General features: G+C 68.4%; 18 protein-coding genes and 1 pseudogene. 10 read left to right on the top strand and 9 right to left on the bottom strand.

Translation table 11 applies throughout. The annotated features are described in order from the left end of the window. The first annotated feature begins 52 nt into the window (after positions 1–52). The 7 genes from dnaN (at position 53) to pncB (ending at position 7859) form a co-directional block, all read left to right on the top strand. Positions 53–1174 (top strand): DNA polymerase III subunit beta, encoded by a 1122-nt coding sequence (gene dnaN, locus FHG66_RS05120; RefSeq protein WP_139075644.1) that lies wholly within the window; start codon positions 53–55, stop codon positions 1172–1174. Further along, on the top strand, positions 1171–2280 hold the full coding sequence (gene recF, locus FHG66_RS05115; protein ID WP_139075642.1) for a DNA replication/repair protein RecF: 1110 nt from the start codon (positions 1171–1173) through the stop codon (positions 2278–2280). Before dnaN ends, recF begins: the two co-directional genes overlap by 4 nt. Before the next feature lie 14 nt (positions 2281–2294). Beyond that, complete coding sequence (locus tag FHG66_RS05110) at positions 2295–2723, top strand: VOC family protein (protein ID WP_139075800.1); 429 nt, start codon at positions 2295–2297, stop codon at positions 2721–2723. Further along, entirely contained in the window at positions 2720–3340 is a 621-nt protein-coding gene (locus FHG66_RS05105; protein WP_139075640.1) for a LysE family translocator, read from the top strand. The genes FHG66_RS05110 and FHG66_RS05105 overlap by 4 nt, the downstream gene beginning before the upstream one ends. A 115-nt stretch (positions 3341–3455) precedes the next feature. Next, the gene (gene gyrB / locus FHG66_RS05100) at positions 3456–5894 is read left to right on the top strand and encodes a DNA topoisomerase (ATP-hydrolyzing) subunit B (RefSeq protein ID WP_139075639.1); all 2439 of its coding nucleotides are present in this window, start codon (positions 3456–3458) and stop codon (positions 5892–5894) included. A 70-nt stretch (positions 5895–5964) separates the two neighbouring features. Continuing rightward, entirely contained in the window at positions 5965–6570 is a 606-nt protein-coding gene (pncA, locus tag FHG66_RS05095) for a bifunctional nicotinamidase/pyrazinamidase (protein ID WP_139075638.1), read from the top strand. After that, positions 6567–7859: a nicotinate phosphoribosyltransferase gene (pncB, locus tag FHG66_RS05090; protein ID WP_139075637.1), complete on the top strand. Its 1293-nt coding sequence runs from the start codon at positions 6567–6569 to the stop codon at positions 7857–7859. The genes pncA and pncB overlap by 4 nt, the downstream gene beginning before the upstream one ends. A 15-nt stretch (positions 7860–7874) precedes the next feature. Here the strand turns inward: pncB and arfB are convergent, their stop codons facing one another. Then, positions 7875–8309 carry an alternative ribosome rescue aminoacyl-tRNA hydrolase ArfB gene (gene arfB / locus FHG66_RS05085; protein ID WP_139075635.1) on the bottom strand — a complete coding sequence of 145 codons (435 nt, stop codon included), beginning with the start codon at positions 8307–8309 and terminating at the stop codon, positions 7875–7877. Positions 8310–8357: 48 nt separating this feature from the next. On the opposite strand from arfB, the gene FHG66_RS05080 reads away from it, so the two are divergent. Then, entirely contained in the window at positions 8358–10256 is a 1899-nt protein-coding gene (locus FHG66_RS05080; RefSeq protein ID WP_176556132.1) for a hypothetical protein, read from the top strand. Positions 10257–10501: 245 nt separating this feature from the next. Here the strand turns inward: FHG66_RS05080 and FHG66_RS05075 are convergent, their stop codons facing one another. From FHG66_RS05075 to FHG66_RS05060, 4 genes and pseudogenes are all read right to left on the bottom strand, one after another. Next, on the bottom strand, positions 10502–11134 hold the full coding sequence (locus FHG66_RS05075) for a queuosine precursor transporter (protein ID WP_139075632.1): 633 nt from the start codon (positions 11132–11134) through the stop codon (positions 10502–10504). A gap of 101 nt (positions 11135–11235) precedes the next feature. Beyond that, on the bottom strand, positions 11236–12123 hold the full coding sequence (locus tag FHG66_RS05070; RefSeq protein ID WP_246082467.1) for an esterase-like activity of phytase family protein: 888 nt from the start codon (positions 12121–12123) through the stop codon (positions 11236–11238). A gap of 4 nt (positions 12124–12127) precedes the next feature. Further along, positions 12128–13036: a penicillin-insensitive murein endopeptidase gene (gene mepA / locus FHG66_RS05065; protein ID WP_139075630.1), complete on the bottom strand. Its 909-nt coding sequence runs from the start codon at positions 13034–13036 to the stop codon at positions 12128–12130. Further along, positions 13033–14398 (bottom strand): annotated as a pseudogene (locus tag FHG66_RS05060) (MFS transporter). The gene mepA and the pseudogene FHG66_RS05060 overlap by 4 nt, the downstream one beginning before the upstream one ends. A 171-nt stretch (positions 14399–14569) precedes the next feature. Here FHG66_RS05060 and yddG point away from each other — a divergent pair. Next, the gene (yddG, locus tag FHG66_RS05055) at positions 14570–15469 is read left to right on the top strand and encodes an aromatic amino acid exporter YddG (protein WP_139075628.1); all 900 of its coding nucleotides are present in this window, start codon (positions 14570–14572) and stop codon (positions 15467–15469) included. Positions 15470–15488: 19 nt separating this feature from the next. Here yddG and FHG66_RS05050 read toward each other — a convergent pair whose 3' ends face one another. The 3 genes from FHG66_RS05050 to FHG66_RS05040 form a co-directional block, all read right to left on the bottom strand. Continuing rightward, a complete protein-coding gene (locus FHG66_RS05050) occupies positions 15489–15656 on the bottom strand; it encodes a YdcH family protein (protein WP_139075627.1) in 168 nt (55 codons plus the stop codon). Between the two features lie 126 nt (positions 15657–15782). Next, positions 15783–16574, bottom strand: a complete 792-nt coding sequence (locus FHG66_RS05045) for a tRNA1(Val) (adenine(37)-N6)-methyltransferase (protein WP_139075625.1) — start codon at positions 16572–16574, stop codon at positions 15783–15785. Further along, positions 16525–16740 (bottom strand): putative signal transducing protein, encoded by a 216-nt coding sequence (locus FHG66_RS05040; RefSeq protein WP_139075623.1) that lies wholly within the window; start codon positions 16738–16740, stop codon positions 16525–16527. Before FHG66_RS05040 ends, FHG66_RS05045 begins: the two co-directional genes overlap by 50 nt. A 56-nt stretch (positions 16741–16796) precedes the next feature. Between FHG66_RS05040 and FHG66_RS05035 the strand changes: the two genes are divergently transcribed. After that, positions 16797–17795, top strand: a complete 999-nt coding sequence (locus FHG66_RS05035) for a polyprenyl synthetase family protein (RefSeq protein WP_139075622.1) — start codon at positions 16797–16799, stop codon at positions 17793–17795. Here the strand turns inward: FHG66_RS05035 and FHG66_RS05030 are convergent. Next, positions 17771–18244, bottom strand: a complete 474-nt coding sequence (locus tag FHG66_RS05030; RefSeq protein WP_176556131.1) for a winged helix-turn-helix transcriptional regulator — start codon at positions 18242–18244, stop codon at positions 17771–17773. The genes FHG66_RS05035 and FHG66_RS05030 overlap by 25 nt on opposite strands. Positions 18245–18254 lie beyond the last annotated feature (10 nt).

Raw genomic sequence — 18254 nt, 5'->3', positions numbered from 1 at the left:
AACTTGTAGGTTTCGCGTCCCGGCATCGGCCTGAGGGACAGGAAGAGAGACCATGAAATTCAGCATCGAGCGCACCGTTCTCTCCAAGGCCATGGCGCAGGCGCAGTCGGTGGTCGAACGCCGCAACACCATCCCGATCCTGGCCAACGTCCTGATCGAGGCCGAGGGCGATGCCGTCCGGTTCCGCGCCACCGATCTCGACGTCGAGGTCGTGGACCGCGCCGCGGCCCGCATCGACCAGAAGGGCGCGACCACCGTGGCGGCGCTGATGCTGAACGAGATCGTCCGCAAGCTGGGCGACGGGGCTCTGGTGACGCTTTCCACCCAGGGCGCGCCCGGGCGGCTCACCATCGAGGCGGGGCGATCGACGTTCCAGCTCTCGACCTTGCCGGTCGAGGATTTCCCGCAGATGGCCTCGCCCGACTACACCACGACCTTCGAAGCGCCCGCGCCGCTGCTGCGCCGGCTGTTCGACAAGTCCAAGTTCGCGATCTCCACCGAGGAGACGCGCTATTACCTGAACGGCGTGTACTTCCATGTCTCTCAGGGCGCGGAGGGCCGGAACGTCCTGCGCGCCGTCGCGACCGACGGCCACCGGCTGGCCCGGATCGACGCCGACCTGCCGGACGGCGCGGACGGGATGCCCGGCGTGATCGTCCCCCGCAAGACCGTGGCCGAGCTGCGCAAGCTGCTCGACGACGATGAGGCCGTGATCAAGGTCTCGGTCTCGGAGACCAAGATCCGGTTCGAGACGCCAACCATCACGCTGACCTCCAAGGTCATCGACGGCACCTTCCCGGACTACACCCGCGTGATTCCGCAGGCGAATGCCAAGCGCCTGGAGGTCGATGCCAAGGAGTTCGCCAAGGCCGTGGACCGGGTGGCGACCGTGTCATCGGAACGCTCGCGCGCCGTGAAGCTGAACCTCGACGAGGATCGGCTGATCCTGTCGGTGAACGCCCCCGACCAGGGCACCGCCGAGGAGGAACTGGCAGTGGCCTATGGCGACGACCGGCTCGAGATCGGCTTCAACGCCAAGTACCTGCTCGAGATCGCGCATCAGGTGGACCGCGAGAACGCCGTGTTCCTGTTCAACTCCTCGGGCGACCCTACCGTGATGCGTGAAGGGGACGACCAGTCTGCCCTTTATGTCGTGATGCCGATGCGGGTGTGAGCCGGCCGCATATCCAGCACCTCGGCCTGTCGCAGTTCCGGTCGCACGCCCGTGCGCGGCTGGATTTCGACGGCCGTCCCGTCGCGCTTTGGGGACCGAACGGATCGGGCAAGACCAACCTCCTTGAGGCCGTCTCGTTTTTGTCCCCCGGCCGGGGGCTGCGTCGCGCCGGGGCCGAGGAGGTGGGACGACGGGCCGAGGGCGTGGGCTGGAAAGTCGCGGCCAGCCTGGAGGTGCCGGGCACGACCCACGAGGTCGAGACCCAGGCCCTTCCGGGCGAACCCCGGACGGTGCGAATCGACGGCAAGGCCGCCGCGCAGCTCGACCTTGCCCGGCTGATCCCCGTGCTCTGGCTCGTGCCGGCCATGGATAGGCTCTGGCTGGAGGGGGCCGAGGGGCGGCGGCGTTTCCTGGATCGGGCCTGCCTGAGCCTCTTTCCCGACCATGGCGAAGCATCCCTTGCCTACGAAAAGGCGATGCGCGAGCGGAATCGCCTGCTCAAGGACGGCTCGCGCGACGCCCACTGGTATGCGGCACTGGAAGGGCAGATGGCGCAGGCCGGAACGCAACTGGCCCAGAACCGCGAGGTGACCCTCGCCCGTCTCATGGCCGCGCAGGCCCGGGCCGAGACGGCCTTTCCCGCCGCGACCCTGGCCATCGTCTATCCCGAGGACCCGCTGCCCGCCTCCGAGGAGCAGTTCGCGGCCAGCCTGGAGCGGGGGCGTTGGCGCGACATGGCCGCTGGGCGGAGCCTCGCGGGCCCGCATCGCGCCGATCTCGATGCGGTCTGGACCGCCAAGGGCGTGCCCGCGCGCGACTGCTCCACCGGGGAGCAGAAGGCCTTGCTGGTATCTCTCATCCTCGCCAACGCCCGCGCGCTGGGCGAGGACGGGACCGCGCCGATCCTGCTGCTGGACGAGGTGGCCGCGCATCTCGATCCCGGCCGGCGGGCGGCGCTCTACGACGAGGTCTGCGGGCTAGGCCTCCAGGCCTTCATGACAGGTACGGAACCCGCGCTCTTCACCGAATTGGGGAATCGGGCGCAGTATTGGGAAGCCGCCGATGAGGGCGGCGCCACGCAACTGACCCAACGGAGCGCGCCATGACCCATCATCATCTGCTGCCAGAGCAACGCGTGACCTTGATCACGCTTGGCGTCCGCGACCTGACGCGGTCCCGTGCCTTCTACCGCGCTTTGGGCTGGAGCCCCGCAGAGGAGCAGGAGCGGGTATCCTTCTACCAGATGCACGGCGCGGCGCTGGCACTCTTTGGGCTCGATGATCTGGCCGACGACATGGACCGTCCTGTGGGCGAGCTAAGAACGGGGGCCGTAACGCTGGCCCAGAACTTCGCGACCGAGGAGGACGTGGATGCCGCCTGGCAGCGCGCGACTCAGGCCGGGGCCAAGCCGATCAAGGTGCCGCAGGCCACCGCCTGGGGCGGCTATTCGGGCTACTACGCCGATCCAGACGGGCATGTTTGGGAACTGGCCATGAACCCGTTCTGGCCACTCGGACCCGATGGCAGCCTGACCCTGCCGGCCGGATGACTGTCTCGGCCGCCCATCTTGCGCTGTATGCCGGGGCGGTGGGGCTTTTGTGGCTCACCCCGGGGCCGGTCTGGGTTGCGCTGACGGCGCGGGCGCTGTCGGGCGGCTTTGGGGCGGCTTGGCCGCTTGCGGTGGGCGTGACGCTGGGCGACCTGCTCTGGCCGCTGTGCGCCATCCTGGGTGTGACCTGGATCCTGTCCGTCTGGGGCGGCTTCCTGGCTGCCATGACCTGGATTGCGGCCGCGACCTTCATCCTCATGGGCGTCCTGGTGATCCGCGGCGCGGGGAGGCCCCCGGGCGAGGACTCGCGCCTCACGAGGCCGGGCAGGTCGGCGGGGTTCCTGGCCGGCATGCTCGCCATCCTGGGCAATCCCAAGGCGATCCTTTTCTACATGGGCATGCTGCCCGGCTTCTTTGATGTGGGACGGCTGACCTGGCCCGACATCGTTGCGATCCTGATGGTATCGGGCGCGGTCCCGCTCCTGGGGAACCTGGGGCTCGCGCTGGTCGTGGGGCGGGCGCGAGCCATCCTGTCGTCGCCGGAGGCCATCCGGCGGACCAATCTCGTGGCCGGCGGTCTGCTTGTCACTGTTGGGTGCCTGATCCCCCTCCTGTGAGGGCGTGCGGGGGTGGTAATCCGGCCCGAAAACCCCATATTTGCAAGGGTCGAAGGGGTGACATTCCCCCCTCCCCCCCCTATAAGATGGACGACTTTCAGAAGGGCTTTTTCCCATGTCCGACGCTACCGCTGCGGCCGCCGCTTATGGCGCCGATTCCATCAAGGTTCTCAAGGGCCTGGATGCCGTGCGGAAACGCCCGGGCATGTATATCGGCGATACCGATGACGGGTCGGGCCTTCACCACATGGTTTACGAGGTCGTGGACAACGGTATCGACGAGGTGCTGGCCGGTCACGCGACCGCCGTTCAGGTCAAGATCCACGCCGACAACTCGGTCTCGGTGCGCGACAACGGTCGCGGCATCCCCGTGGACATCCACGCGGAGGAAGGCGTCTCGGCGGCCGAGGTCATCATGACCCAGCTCCATGCCGGGGGTAAGTTCGACCAGAACAGCTACAAGGTCTCGGGCGGGTTGCACGGCGTGGGCGTGTCGGTGGTGAACGCGCTGTCCGACTGGCTCGACCTGCGGATCTGGCGCAACGGCAAGGAGCATTACGCCCGCTTCGAGAACGGCGACACCGCCATCCCCCTCCGGATCGAGGGCGATGCCCAGCCGGGTGAGAAGGGCACCGAGGTGCGTTTCCTTGCCTCTGCCAAGACGAACCGGCCGGACGGGACCTTCACCAACCTCGACTACAGCTTCAAGACGCTGGAAGCGCGCCTGCGCGAGCTCGCGTTCTTGAACTCCGGCGTCCGCATCCTCCTCGAGGACGAGCGCCCGGCCGAGCCTCTCCGCTCGGAGCTGTTCTACGAGGGCGGCGTTAAGGAGTTCGTGAAGTATCTTGACCGCAGCAAGGCCTCTGCCATGGCCGAGCCCATCCATATCGCCGGTGAGCGGGGCGGGATCGGGGTGGAGGTCGCAATGTGGTGGAACGACTCCTACCACGAGACCGTGCTGCCCTTCACCAACAACATCCCCCAGCGGGACGGCGGCACCCACCTTTCGGCCTTCCGCACCGCCCTGACCCGGACGATCACCAAATACGCGCAGGACAGCGGCATCGCCAAGCGCGAGAAGATCGACTTCACCGGCGACGACGCCCGCGAGGGGCTGACCTGCGTTCTGTCGGTCAAGGTGCCCGACCCCAAGTTCTCCTCGCAGACCAAGGACAAGCTGGTGTCGAGCGAGGTGCGCCCTGCGGTCGAGGGCCTTGTGGGCGAACGGCTCGCCGATTGGTTCGAAGAGAACCCGCAGCACGCCCGCATGATCGTCGGCAAGATTATCGAGGCCGCGCTGGCCCGCGAAGCCGCCCGCAAGGCGCGTGAGCTCACGCGGCGCAAGACGGCGATGGACGTGAACTACCTGGCTGGCAAGCTCAAGGACTGCTCCGAGAAGGACCCGTCCAAGACCGAGGTGTTCCTGGTCGAAGGGGACTCGGCTGGCGGCAGCGCCCAGACCGGACGGGACCGGCGGACCCAGGCCGTGCTGCCCTTGCGGGGCAAGATCCTGAACGTGGAGCGGGCGCGCTTCGACCGGATGCTGTCCTCCCAGGAGATCGGCAACCTGGTCATGGCGCTCGGCACCGGCATCGGCCGGGACGAGTTCAACATCTCCAAATTGCGCTACCATAAGATCGTCATCATGACGGACGCCGACGTGGACGGCGCGCACATTCGCACGCTGCTGCTCACGTTTTTCTTCCGCCAGATGCCGCAGTTGATCGAGGGCGGCTTCCTCTACATCGCGCAGCCGCCGCTGTATAAAGTCGCCCGTGGCAAGTCCGAGGTCTACCTCAAGGACCAGGCCGCGTTGGACGAGTACCTGATCCAGCAGGGGACCGAAGGGGCGGTGCTGCGGCTTGGCACCGGCGCCGAGATCGCGGGCCAGGACCTTCTCCGCGTCGTCGAGGAAGCGCGGACCGTCCGGCGCAGCCTCGACGCCTATCCGACCCATTACCCACGGCACATCCTGGAACAGGCCGCCATCGCCGGGGCATTCCGGACGGGGGCGGTGGACGCCAACCTGCAGGGCGTGGCCGAAACCGTGGCGCAGCGGCTCGACCTGATCGCACTCGAGTACGAAAAGGGTTGGCGCGGCCGTGTCACCCAGGACAAGGGCATCCGCCTCAGCCGCGTCCTGCGCGGCGTGGAGGAGTTGCGCACCCTGGACGGGGCCATGCTGCGGTCCGGGGAAAGCCGCCGCCTCGGAGCCCACAGCGACACCCTGGCCGAGACCTACGACAAGCCAGCCACCCTGGTCCGCAAGGACCGGAGCCAGATGATCTTCGGGCCGCTCGACCTCCTGCGGGCCATCCTGGCCGAAGGGGAAAAGGGTCTCTCGCTCCAGCGCTACAAGGGCCTAGGCGAGATGAACCCCGAGCAGCTCTGGGAAACCACGCTGGACCCCGATGCCCGCACCCTCCTGCAGGTCCGTATCGACGACGTGGCCGAGGCCGAGGACATCTTCTCGCGCCTGATGGGTGACGCCGTGGAGCCGCGCCGGGAGTTCATCCAACAGAACGCCCTCTCGGTCGCGCATCTCGACACCTGACGGGGGCGGTTGACCGCCCCTGGCGCCCTCCTTACCCATGGCTGACACGCCATGGGGAGGGAGACACGCCATGCGCCCCGCGAACGAGGCCCTCGTCGTCATCGACGTCCAGAACGACTTCTGCCCCGGTGGCGCGCTGGCCGTGCCCGGAGGCGACGAGATCGTCCCCGGCATCAACGCCCTGATGGCCGAGTTTCCCGCCGTGATCCTGACCCAGGACTGGCACCCGGCAGGGCATTCGTCCTTTGCCTCGTCGCACTGGGGACGCGAGCCCTACGAGACCGTGGAAATGACCTACGGCCATCAGGTGCTCTGGCCCGACCACTGCGTCCAGGGCACGGCAGGGGCGGCGTTCCATCCGGGGTTGCGCACCGATGCCGACCTGATCATCCGCAAGGGCTTCCGGCCCGGCGTGGACAGCTATTCGGCCTTCTTTGAGAACGACCATGCCACGCCCACCGGCCTTGCGGGATACTTGCGAGAGCGGGGGATCGACACCGTCACCCTCGTGGGCCTCGCGACCGATTTCTGCGTCAACTTCTCGGCCCTCGACGGGGCCCGCCTCGGGTTTCGGGTCACCGTGCGCGAGAATCTGACCCGCGCCATCGACCTGTCGGGCAGCCTGGGCGCCGCCCATGCGGGCTGGACCGAGGCTGGCGTGGTGGTGGCGCGATGATCGACATTGCAACACGGGTCTACAACCACACCTGGAAGATCGACCCCATCGTCCGGTCGCTGATCGATACGGACTTCTACAAGCTGCTGATGTGCCAGTCGGTCTTTCGCAACAAGCCCGACACGCAGGTCACCTTCCAGCTCATCAACCGGTCCCACAACGTACGGCTCGCCGAGCTGATCGACGAGGGCGAGTTGCGCGAACAGCTCGACCACGTCCGCAGCTTGTCGCTCACCCGTGGCGAATCGACTTGGATGCGGGGAAACACCTTCTACGGCAAGCGGCAGATGTTCTCGCCCGAGTTCATGGAATGGTTCGAAAACCTTCGCCTGCCGCCCTATCACCTCGAACGGCAGGACGGCCAGTTCGTGCTGACTTTCGAAGGGGCCTGGCCCGAGGTCATGCTGTGGGAGATCCCGGCGCTGGCCGTCATTATGGAGCTGCGGTCGCGCGCCGTCCTCAAGGACATGGGGCGCTTCGAACTGCAGGTGCTTTATGCCCGTGCCATGACCCGCGTTTGGGAAAAGGGCGAGCGGCTCAAGCGCATCCCCGGCCTGCGGCTTGCGGATTTCGGGACGCGACGCCGGCATGGCTACCTGTGGCAGGACTGGTGCGTGCAGGCCATGATCGAGGCGCTGGGCGACAAGTTCGTCGGCACCTCCAACTGCCTCATCGCCAAGAAGCGCGACCTGGAGGCCATCGGCACCAATGCCCACGAGCTGCCCATGGTCTATGCCGCGCTGGCCGACAGCGACGAGGAGCTGGCCCGCGCGCCCTACAAGGTGCTGGAGGAATGGCAGGAGGAGCACGACGGCAATCTGCTCGTCATCCTGCCCGACACCTATGGCACCAAGGCCTTTCTCGACCGCGCGCCAGACTGGCTGGCCGAGTGGACCGGCATCCGCATCGATTCGGGCGATCCGGTCGAGAACACCGAAGCCGCGATCCGCTGGTGGACGGCCCACGGCCAGGACCCGCGCGAGAAGCTGATCGTCTTCTCCGACGGCCTCGACGTGGCGGAGATCGAGTCGCTCCATGCCCGCTTCGCCGGGCGGGTCAAGGCGACCTATGGCTGGGGGACGCTCCTGACCAACGACTTTGCCGGCTTGGTAGACGGCGATGCGCTGGCGCCCTTCAGCCTGGTCTGCAAGGCCGTCGAGGCGGATGGCCGCCCCACTGTGAAGCTGTCGGACAACCCCGAAAAGGCGATGGGCCCCAAGGATCAGGTCGAACGTTACAAGCGCGTCTTCGGGGTGGGAGAGCAGGCGCGGCGCGCGGTGCGGGTCTAGACCGCCTCACGTAACTCAGTCCTCGCCGGGCAGCGGCTCGCTCCGCCCGGCCTTCACCTCCGACCGCTTAGCCTTGGCCTGCAGCCGTCGCCGCACGCTGCCCATCGTGGGCTTGGTAGGCACCCGCCGCTTGGGCGCCACCAGCGCTGCCCGCACCAGCTCGGTCAGCCGGTCGCGGGCGATCTCTCGGTTGCGGGCCTGATGGCGGGTTTCCTCCACGCGGATCAGGACGGCGCCCGAGCCCTCCTCTCCGACCCAGCGATGCCCGGCCAAACGGCGCAGGCGCGTCTTCACTGGCGCGCTCAGCGAGGGCGAGCGTTCGGCCTCGAAGCGCAGTTCCACGGCGGTCGAGACCTTGTTGACGTTCTGCCCTCCGGGCCCTGATGACCGGGTGAACTGCTCCGTCAGCTCCCAATCCTGGATTGCCACCGTATCGCTGATGCGCAGCATGTCCGCCTTCCGTTGACTCGACTCGCGGGGCACCCCACGACAGGGCGGATGATCGCCTCGCCAGCCCGTTATAGCGCCCTTTGCGCCCTCGTCCTCGGGGGCCTCGCCTGGCATGCCAGCCAAGGCGGGCGCATGGGGCTGATGAGCGCGCTGCTTCTGGTGCCGCTCGTGGCCGGACCCGCCTGGGTCGGCCTCGCCTATCCGGCGGCGGTTCGCAAGGCTCATGCCAGATCGGTCCTGCGTGACGGCGCGGCCCCGTGGTGGGCGCCTGTCCTGGGTGGCGCCTTGGTCCGGCAGATCGCCGCCGTTCCGTTGGCTCTGCTCGCCGCCGCAAGCGTGGGCGCTGTGCTGATCGCGCAGGGCTGGGCGGGCTGGGCCTGGATCGCGGCGGCGGCAGGGCTTCTCTGGCCCATGGCGGCTCTGGTCGCCCGATCAACCGGGCCGCTGAAGCCTTACGCGCGACTTCGCCCGGTGCTCCTGCATGCGCCCCTTGCCGTGGCGGGTCTCCTGACGGCCGCTTGGGTGGCAGGAGGAAACCTCCCAGTGGTGAAGACGGGGAGTCTGGCAGCCGCGGTCGCGGCGCAGCCCCGCTATGAAGGATCATCAGCGCTGCTCGCCTGGGGCGTGGACGCTATGGGCCTCGTCAGCGGGACACGGGCCTGGGCCCTGGGCTGGGCCGAGGGTCATCTTGGCCCCCTCGCGCGCCTTTGGACCCTGGGAGCGACCTTCGGGCAGTTCTGGCTGGTGGCAAGCGTCTTCGCCGCCGGTCTCCTGCCCCGGGGCGAGGCGCGGCGGATCCTTCGCAGCTCCACGGCCGACGACGCCCCCCCCGTGGGTGCCGCGCGGCTGGCCTGGGCAAGCCTTCTGGCCACCGTGCTGACAGGAGCGCTGGTTTCGGCCACCGCACAGGCCGAGGTTTGGGCCACTGCTCAACGGCAACCGCTTGCCATGGCCGAGAGCCCGGTCCTGTTCGCCCCCACGGAAGGCCGAACCCGACCGGAACTGGCCTTTGGTGCAGACGCCCCGCCACCCGCCTATGTGCCGGGCCTGCCCCACCCGACGGCGCTGCGTCGGATCGTCGAAACCGAACAGATCGGGCCGATGGCGTGCCGACCAGGCACGCTGGCGGGACTCGACGTCATCGACCGGAGCCTGAGCGACCTGCTGGCTCAGCGCCGGCAGGCGGTCGAGGCAGGGATCGACACGGGCTTCGATGCGGTGCGGGCGCGGGTGCCGCTGTTTCTCGACGGCTATTACAGCCTGACGGCCGAGTATCTGCGGACCTTCCACCTCGTCGCAGGCGGGGCTGAGGATTTCCTTGCAAAGGAGATGACCAGGACGCTTGCCGTGGATCAGGCCTTCGTGCCGTTCCGGCAAGCGGTCGCAACACTCGACGCACCCCTGCCACCGGATGCGGTTGCGGCGCGGGACCGGCTTCTGGCGGATTGCGGCTTCCTTCCGGCCGATGACACGGCTTGGGTCGTGACAGCCAGGACGCCCGAACCGCCGCTGATCCCCGCGCCGGACGCCGAGGCCATCGCCTTTGAGGTGCGGATTGCGGCAGGCGGGGCCGGCATGGTCGCAGGCGGCATCGCAGGCACGGTCACCGGCAAGCTGCTGGCCAAGGTTCTGGCCAAGGAAGCTTTCGGTTTGGCCGCCGAGGCTGTCGGCAAGGTGGCCTTGGGCAAGGTCGCGGGGGGGCTGGGGGGCGCGGCTACGGGCGCCGGGGCGGGCGCGTTGGCAGGGAGCGTGGTGCCGGGGCTTGGAACCACGGTCGGGGCCGTGGTCGGCGGGGTCCTCGGCGGCCTCGCGATCGGGGTGGCTGCCGATTACGCCTTGCTGGAGTTGGAAGAAGCGGTGTCGCGCCCAGACTTCGAGGCACAGATCCTTGCAGCCATCGACGAGGCCGAAGCCGAGCTCCGCGCTTCCTTGGACCCGCCACAATGAAAAGGGCCGCCCCGAATGGTGCGGCCCCCTCGAAAGTTCAGGAGGTGGGTTCGGTTAGACCATCAGGTCCACCGAGGCACCCGGAAGGCTGAGGGCTGCCTCAGCCGCGGATCCCCCGCGCTGTCCCGACACATCTCTCCAGGTTCTTTCTAGACACTGGATCACCTCCTTTCTAAGGGTTTCAACTGACTCCCAAGATGGGATTTTCCGGCCGTCTGTCAAACCCGGATTTCGAAAGATGACGTTCAACTCACGCGATCTTGCAGGCGCATGGTAATGAGGCGGTACGGGATCATCGTGATCAGGGCCAAGGCGATCTTGACACCGAGATCCGCCAAAGCAAGCGAAGCCCAGAGGGGCGCATCCGGCCCGAAGCCCAGGAGCGGGGCCTGATCCTGCGCCCAGCCCACTGCTTCGTTTGCCGCAGTAGGGAAGAGGACGCCCAGAACCCCGGCAAAGGCCAGCGAGAAGAAGATCAGCGTGTCGAGCGAGGAGGACACGAAGGTCGAGGTCAGGGGCGCACGCCACCAGGCTTGGTGCCGGAAGATCTGGAAGATCGCCACGTCGAGGAGTTGCGCCGCCAGGAAGGCCGCTCCCGAGCCCACGGCCACCCGCAACGCGACGGCGGAGACGCTTGGAGCAACCTCGACCTGCGAGCCGACCAGCGAACACAGGACGCCGGTGACGAACCCCCAGATCACCACGGTCCGGGCAGCCCTTGGTCCATAGGCACGGTTGGCGATGTCGATCAGGAGGAAGCTGAACGGATAGGTGAAGGCGCCCCAGGTCAGGAGCCCTCCCGCGATCACGAATTGCACGAGGATGTTGGAAGCCACGACAATCGCGGCCATGGCAAGGATGGCAGGCAGAAGACGCATGAATAGGTCCGTTTTGGCAAGGGTGCGGCGACTTGGCCCCGGTCCGACCGTCACGGCGACCGATACGGGGCGCCGCCCGATACGCCCCGGCAACGCCTGCGTCAATCCGGCAGGCGATAATCGACGATCTGGGTCTGCTGAAAGAAGCGGAGGTTGTCGTCCGAGATCATCGTGGCCCGCAGTCCTGATCCGTCGGCCCAGACGGCGACTCCTTCGAGGTTGTCGAAGGTGCCGGTCGCGGTGGTGAGGAGGGTCTTCTCGCCGCTGCCGTCAAGGTTCACGCGACGCAGGCGCGTGCGGAATCCCAGGCCGGTGAAGTCGCGCTCCAGAATGTAAAGCCGTCCATCCGGCCCGATATCGGCCCCCGCCACCGCAAAGCCGTCGCGTTCTGGCAGGCGGAAGACGACGTCCCAGGCGCCGCTCTCAAAGCGATAGACTCGAAAGCTGCTTTCGCTGCGAAAGGGACGTTCGGGGATGGTGTAGAGCCGGTCCTGGTCATCCACCGCCAGCGCCTCGAGCGCGGAGTTGAGCCGCAGACGCCCGAAGTCCGGGTGGCTGGGCAGGAGAACGGGCGACTCAGCCTCTCCCCCTTCGCGCCGAACCCGGGCCCGGCCCTCGAAGCTGATCCACACGGTCCCATCGCGTCCGATGGCGAGCCCTTCGCTGTCGGCCGGCCGGCCCCGGAGCGGTCGCCCGTCGGTGTTGATGAGACGCCGGGGCGGTCCGACCTCGACCCCGGTCACGACGCCGCGGGCGTCGCGCGTCAGGTGCCCGGACACGAGTTCCACCCGATCGCTCAGGGCCGTGAAGGCTAGGCCGTCATTGGCGACCTCGAGGCCCGAGAAGCCGCCGAACCCCTCCCAGTTCCCTTCCCAGACATAGGTTCCCAGAAAGGTCGCACGCCCCCTCGTGTCGCCGGAGGCCGGCAGCAGCGCGCCCGTGGCCAGGCCCGCGGCCGCGAGGGCCACGCTCAGGAGGAAACGTCGCAAGGGCTCAGTCGCTTGCCAGCACGCCCATGCACTGGCCCGGCAGTTCGGCCAGGGTCAGGTCGCCGCGGGGCTCGGCGGGCGGGGCGTTCGGGTCGGCCGGGGCCGGGTTCAGGATGCCCGCGACCCAGCTGCGCGCTTCGTCGCAGCCGTCGCCCATCGGGATCGGATCCTGAGGGGCGCAGGTGGCCGAGCCGGCCGGGCAGTCCAGCCGCACATGGAAATGTTCGTTGTGGCCATACCAGGGCCGGATCTTGCGAAGCCAGGACCGGTCGCCCGTCGCGTGGTCGCACATCGCCACCTTGGCACCCGCAAAGACGAAGATGCGGGCCACGCGCGGGTCTTGGGCGGCGTGGCGCAGCAGCGCCTCGTGCGCTGGGGTCCAGCGGTCGTTGACGTAGGCCCCCTCGGCCCGCTGCATGTCGATGGCCGAGATCTCCTCCCGCTCCTGGGGGCTGAGGTCGAGGCGCTGCGGCGCGTTCATCCAGACATCGACATCGAGCCCGGTTTGGTGGCTGCGATGCCCAGAGGTCATGGGTCCGCCGCGCGGCTGGCTCATGTCGCCGACATAAAGACCCCGCCAGCCGGGAAGGGTCGCAGCATAGGCGCTCAGGTCGGCGATGAAGTCGATGGTGGCGGGCTGCGCCCAGTTGCGGTTGCGCGACAGGCGCATCGCCTGCCAGGTGGGCCCCGTCTCGGGCAGTTGGGCGGCCCCGGCCTGGCAGCCCTGAGAATAGCCGCCGATCGGCTGGGAGGTCTGCGACGAGGGCTGCGGCATGCTTCCGAATACGTGCTTGGCCACCCGGCTGTCGCCTGCCCCCTGCGGCGACACGGCGTCCTGCGCGACGGTGTTCCCGCCGCCGCAGGCCGCCAGCAGAAGGATCAGGGCAAAAGCCTTGAAGGGGCGGTGCGTCATCGGGAACGGTCTCCGAGGGGGTCCGTGAAGCGTAGCAGCCAGAGCCCGCCGAGGAAAAGCAGGATTACGGGCAGGAAGCCCAGCTGTGTCGAACCCGTGATCGCGGTGAACGCTGCGATCAACGCCGGGGCGAGGAAGGCCGTGGCCCGCCCGGTCAGCGCAAAAAGCCCGAACGCCTCGCCCGCCCGCCCGCGTCGGGTTGGCGTGCCGCACCATCAGCGTGCGCGAGGCCGAGTACATCGCGCCGCCCGCCCCTCCGATCGCCGCCCCGCACAGAAAGAACAGGATGTCGGGCAGGGTCGAGCCTTGGGCCAGCGGCACCCCAAAGATGGCCTCGCGCGAGACGCCCACGATGACCGAGCAGACCCCGATCAGTGCCCAGCAGGACGCCACGATGACCGGCTTGGGCCCAAGGCGTTGGTCGGCCAGTCCCCCGATCCAGGTCACGACGGCGGCGGCAATGGCCGACACGATGCCGAACACGCCGATCCGGATGATCGTCCAGTCCAGCACCAGCGTCGCGTAGATGCCCCCAAAGCTGTAAAGCGCCCCGAGCCCATCCCGGTAGAGCATCGAGGACAGCAGGAAGCTCCCGAGGCTCCGCCGTCGCAGGACGTCGCGCAGCGTGCCCCGGAGGTCCGACCAGACCTCTCTCATAGACGGGCGGCGCAGCGGAGCCGCGGTTTCGCGGGTCCAGAGCAGGAAGGGGATGATGAACAGGACGAACCAGACCGCGATGAAAGGGCCCACGCTGCGCGTCCCCTCCCGCTGGGCGGGGTCCAGGCCCATCACCGGCGCCTGACCCAGAAGCGTCCGGCCGGTGGCGTTCTCGGCCAGGAACAGCAGCACCAAGAACAGCGCCAGGACGCCACCCCAGTAGCCCATGGCCGCACCCGAGCCCGAGATCCGCCCGATCCGATCTGGCGGAGCAAGCGAGGGAAGCTGGGCGTTGTTGATGTTGAGCGCCGATTCGCCCGCGATGAAGCCCAGCCAGAAAAGGACCAGCACCGGCAGCAAGTTCGTCCCGTCCGGGTGGAGGAACCAAAGCCCGCAGGCGCACAGGACATAGATGACCGAGAAGCCCGCGATCCACGGCGTCTTGCGGCCCGAGGCGTCGGCATAGGCCCCCAGGAACGGCGCGCTCAGGGCGATGACGACGCCCGCCAGCGTCTGCGCCGTGCCCCAAAGGCTTTGGGCCTGGGCCCCGGCCGCCTGCGACGAGGCGCCCTGCGCGGCGAACAGGTCCGAGGCGACCTCAGCGAAGTAGGGCCCAAAGACAAAGGTGAGGCCCAGGGTGGCGTAAGGCTGCTGGGCCACGTCGAAGAGCATCCAGCCCCAGATGCGTTTGCGCGCGCTTATCATCGCTGCCCCCCGGTTTCGGGTGACCAGACGCGAATCGCGTGGCTCTGGCAAGGCGGGGGAGACGTGGAAAGCGACACCGTGGTCGGCGCGGGACACCCGAGGGCCGCAAGCCTTGCACGGATGTCGCTCCGGGGGTGGGCGGCGGTGGGCGGATCTCCTAGGGTCGCGCCCATGACCCGCCTTCGCGCCACCTCTATCGGCTTCTGCGCCGTCCTTCTTTGGGCGCTCCTCGCCCTTTTGACCGTCCGCACCGCGCCGGTGCCGCCTCTCCTCCTCAATGCGCTCACCTTCGGGATCGCGGCCGGGGTCGGGCTGGTCTGGGGGGCCGCGACGGGCACCCTGGGAGAGTTGCGGCGCGTGCCCGCCGGGGTGCATGCCTTCGGGATCGCCGGGCTTTTCGGTTACCACCTCCTGTACTTCAGCGCGCTGCGGCTCGCTCCTGCCGCCGAGGCGGGGCTCATCGCCTATCTTTGGCCCCTGTTCATCGTTCTGGGCTCGGGCCTGCTGCCCGGCGAGCGGCTGCGCCGGGGACATCTCGTCGGCGGGGCCCTTGCCTTCGCGGGGGCGGCGCTGATCGTGCTGGGCCGTGGCGGTGGGGGCGGGCCTGCACCGAACCCCGTCCTGGGCTTCGTGCTGGCCTTCGGCTGCGCCGTGACCTGGGCGGCCTATTCGGTGATCTCGCGGCGGCTTGGCCAGTGGCCCACGGTCGCCGTCACGGTCTACTGCGCGGGAACGGCGGCCTTGTCCGTCCTGGCCCACCTTCTGATCGAGGAGACGGTCTGGCCCGCTTCGGCCAGCGGATGGGTGGCTGTGGTCGCGCTCGGCCTCGGGCCGGTCGGCTTGGCTTTTTTCCTGTGGGACATTGGGGTCAAGCGAGGCGACATCCAGCTTCTGGGCGTCGCCTCCTATGCGGCACCCCTGTTATCGACCTTGGCGCTGGTGGCCGGGGGCGAAGCAGAGGCGACATGGGGTTTGGGCTTGGCCGCCCTGCTCATCGCGGGTGGAGCCGCCCTGGCGGCTCTTCCGGGGTCGCGCGCCCCGGAAGGCACGCGAAAGGCCGCTGGCTCCTGACTCGGAGCGGATGGGGGGATCAGTGCGCCGAAAGGCGGGTGATCTCCTCCTTGATGATGAGCTTCTGCTTCTTCATGCGCGCGATCTCGAGGTCATCCATCCCCGGGCTGCGCTGGGCCGCCTCGACGGCCGCCGACAAGGTCTGGTGTTTCCGGCGAAGTTCTTCCAGATGGCCGTTCAGACTCATGAGTCGTCCTCCATGGTAGTGAAGCCTGCCAAGGAGAAGTCGACCACAGTTTCATGAATCTGTCATGCGGCGGGATGACACAGCCCGCTTTAGGCGGATCTTTGCTCGTCCAGGTTGTAGGGGCGCCTAATCCCAAGGCAAACCTGCTCCGTCCCTCAGCACCGCCACGGCCCAAGGAGACAGATCCTCCTCGTCGCGCTGGTGCTGGGGCAACGCATGGACAGCCAATGGGGCCATCAGACGGAATGGCGCGCGTCCGCCTTTCCGTGACCGCAGCAGGACCGTCGCGGCCGGGCGTCCCTCGCGCGGCACCAAGGGACGGACCGCGACCGAGCCCATCGTGGCGGGCAGGGCGGCCAGCACCTCGGGCAAGCGGGCGCTGCGCTGGATCAGGGTCAGGACGCCTCTTGGCCGCAACCTCCGGGACGCGAGGTCGAGCCAAAGCCCGAGCGGGACCGCCCCCCCATGCGCCAGATCACGGCCTGGGTCCCGGGCGGGCGTCGTGCTGGCGCGATCGTAGTAGGGTGGGTTCATGAGGACATGGTCGAAGGCCCGGTCGCGCAGCGTCGGCGGGGGCTGGGCGACATCGCCGTCCATGACCTCCAGGCCAAGGCCGTTGCGCGCCGCGTTCTCTCGCGCCAGCGCGGCATAGGCGGGCTGGATCTCCAGTCCGGCCAGACCCAACCCCGGAACGCGCGTCCCCAGGGCCAGGATCGCCGCCCCCGCCCCGCAGCCCAGATCAAGCGCGTGTTCGCCGGGCTGGGCCGGGACCGCCGCCGCCAGGAAGACCGCATCCATCCCCGACCGGAACCCCTGGGCAGGCTGGTGCAGCCGGAGCCGCCCGCCCAGGAAGGCATCCTCCGTCAGCTCAGAATCCAAGGTCGATGCCGTTGTCCCGCATGACGACCCGCGCCTCATCAAGGTTGCGTTCGCGTACCATCAACCGACGGGGCAGCACGCCCAGCGATCCTTCGAGGATGCTCATGTTGTCGTCGAGCGGGAAGCAATCTATACCCTCGCCGCGCAGGAGCGCGGTGGCAAAGGCGATCACGGTGGGATCGGTGGTGCGCAGCAGCTCTCGCATTGTCAGGACAGGCTAGCCGCCCGCCCTCCCCATTGTCGAGCCCGTGGAACACCTTGATGAGCCTCGATCACGCCCGCGCGAAACCCCACGACCGTCTGGCGGCCGCGCTGGAGGGGGACCTCGCGCTCGTCGGCGCGCTGATCCGGGAGCGGATGGCCTCCGAGGCCGCGCCGCGCATCCCGCAGGTCACGGCTCATCTGATCGAGGCCGGGGGCAAGCGCCTTCGGCCCATGCTCGTTCTCGCGGCGGCGCGGATGATGGGCTGCGAGGGACCGTTCCACGTCCATCTCGCCGTGGCCGTGGAGTTCATCCACACGGCGACGCTGCTGCACGACGACGTGGTGGACGATTCCAAGCAGCGCCGGGGGCGGCCCACGGCGAACCTGCTTTGGGACAACATGAGCTCGGTGCTGGTAGGGGATTACCTGTTCGCCCGGGCGTTCCAGCTGATGGTCGAGCCGGGGAACCTCCGGGTTCTCGACATCCTGGCCAACGCGGCGGCCACGATCTCGGAGGGGGAGGTGCTCCAGCTCGTGGCCGCCCGCGATCTGGCGACCACCGAAGAGACCTACATCAAGGTCATCCGGGGCAAAACGGCGGCGCTTTTCTCGGCGGCGACCCAGGCCGGCGGCGTGATCGCCGGGGCGGACTCAGGCCAGGAGGAGGCGCTACGCGAATACGGGGACGCGCTGGGAATCGCTTTCCAGATCGTGGACGATCTCCTCGACATCGAAGGGACCGAGGCCATCGGCAAGAACAGGGGCGACGACCTGCGGGAAGGCAAGCTGACGCTGCCGGTCATCCGCGCCATCGCGGGGGCCTCGGACGAGGAGCGGGCTTTCTGGACCCGGACGGTCGGGCGCGGTCAGGTGGAGCCCGCCGACATAGAACAGGCTCGTGGCATCATGGAGCGGCATGGCGCGCTCGCCTCGACCCGCGCCGAGGCGATGTCCTGGGTCGAGCGGGCCAAGGCCGCGCTGGACCGCGTTCCGGCCCATCCGCTGCGCGAGATGCTGGCCGACCTTGCGGACTACGTGGTCGCCCGCGAGGTCTGAGCGCCTGCTTCGGTCCCGGACTGGGCGTCATAGGCAGCTTGGGCGGCCAGAACCGCTTCGATGTTGGTCTCGGCCCAAAGGCCGACGGCCCGGACCGTGTCGGACAGGGTCCGGCCCAGCGGCGTGATCGAATACTCCACCGTCACCGGTACCGTCGCAAAGGCCTGCCGTGCCACCAGACCGTCGCGCTCCAACCGTTTGAGGGTCTGGGACAGGACCTTCTGCGACACCCCCTCGATCTCGCGGCGAAGCTGGTTGAAGCGCAAGGGCTCGCGACCCAGCAGGCCCATGACCAGCAACACCCACTTGTCTGCGAGGCGGTCGAGGACAAGGCGCGTGGGGCAGGCCTCGCAATAGACATCATAGGCCGGGTCCACCCCGGATGGTTTCCGCGGGGTGACCAGGTGCCCGGTAAGTGCCTTCTTTTCTGCCGCCGCGACTCGTGCCATGTGATTTCCT

Source organism: Rubellimicrobium rubrum (assembly GCF_006152115.1).
Classification (GTDB): Bacteria; Pseudomonadota; Alphaproteobacteria; order Rhodobacterales; family Rhodobacteraceae; genus Rubellimicrobium; species Rubellimicrobium rubrum.
Note: the sequence above shows the minus strand (reverse complement) of the source record. Positions and strands in the feature narration are given on the sequence as shown.

Excerpts from the sequence above, each read along its gene's own strand:
- mepA (WP_139075630.1), bottom strand. The coding sequence starts at position 13,036 with ATGACGCACCGCCCCTTCAAGGCTTTTGCCCTGATCCTTCTGCTGGCG.
- pncA (WP_139075638.1), top strand. The coding sequence starts at position 5,965 with ATGCGCCCCGCGAACGAGGCCCTCGTCGTCATCGACGTCCAGAACGAC.
- arfB (WP_139075635.1), bottom strand. The coding sequence starts at position 8,309 with ATGCTGCGCATCAGCGATACGGTGGCAATCCAGGATTGGGAGCTGACG.
- gyrB (WP_139075639.1), top strand. The coding sequence starts at position 3,456 with ATGTCCGACGCTACCGCTGCGGCCGCCGCTTATGGCGCCGATTCCATC.
- dnaN (WP_139075644.1), top strand. The coding sequence starts at position 53 with ATGAAATTCAGCATCGAGCGCACCGTTCTCTCCAAGGCCATGGCGCAG.
- FHG66_RS05030 (WP_176556131.1), bottom strand. The coding sequence starts at position 18,244 with ATGGCACGAGTCGCGGCGGCAGAAAAGAAGGCACTTACCGGGCACCTG.
- FHG66_RS05040 (WP_139075623.1), bottom strand. The coding sequence starts at position 16,740 with ATGCGAGAGCTGCTGCGCACCACCGATCCCACCGTGATCGCCTTTGCC.
- yddG (WP_139075628.1), top strand. The coding sequence starts at position 14,570 with ATGACCCGCCTTCGCGCCACCTCTATCGGCTTCTGCGCCGTCCTTCTT.
- FHG66_RS05080 (WP_176556132.1), top strand. The coding sequence starts at position 8,358 with ATGATCGCCTCGCCAGCCCGTTATAGCGCCCTTTGCGCCCTCGTCCTC.
- FHG66_RS05045 (WP_139075625.1), bottom strand. The coding sequence starts at position 16,574 with ATGAGGCGCGGGTCGTCATGCGGGACAACGGCATCGACCTTGGATTCT.
- FHG66_RS05050 (WP_139075627.1), bottom strand. The coding sequence starts at position 15,656 with ATGAGTCTGAACGGCCATCTGGAAGAACTTCGCCGGAAACACCAGACC.
- FHG66_RS05105 (WP_139075640.1), top strand. The coding sequence starts at position 2,720 with ATGACTGTCTCGGCCGCCCATCTTGCGCTGTATGCCGGGGCGGTGGGG.
- pncB (WP_139075637.1), top strand. The coding sequence starts at position 6,567 with ATGATCGACATTGCAACACGGGTCTACAACCACACCTGGAAGATCGAC.
- FHG66_RS05035 (WP_139075622.1), top strand. The coding sequence starts at position 16,797 with ATGAGCCTCGATCACGCCCGCGCGAAACCCCACGACCGTCTGGCGGCC.
- FHG66_RS05075 (WP_139075632.1), bottom strand. The coding sequence starts at position 11,134 with ATGCGTCTTCTGCCTGCCATCCTTGCCATGGCCGCGATTGTCGTGGCT.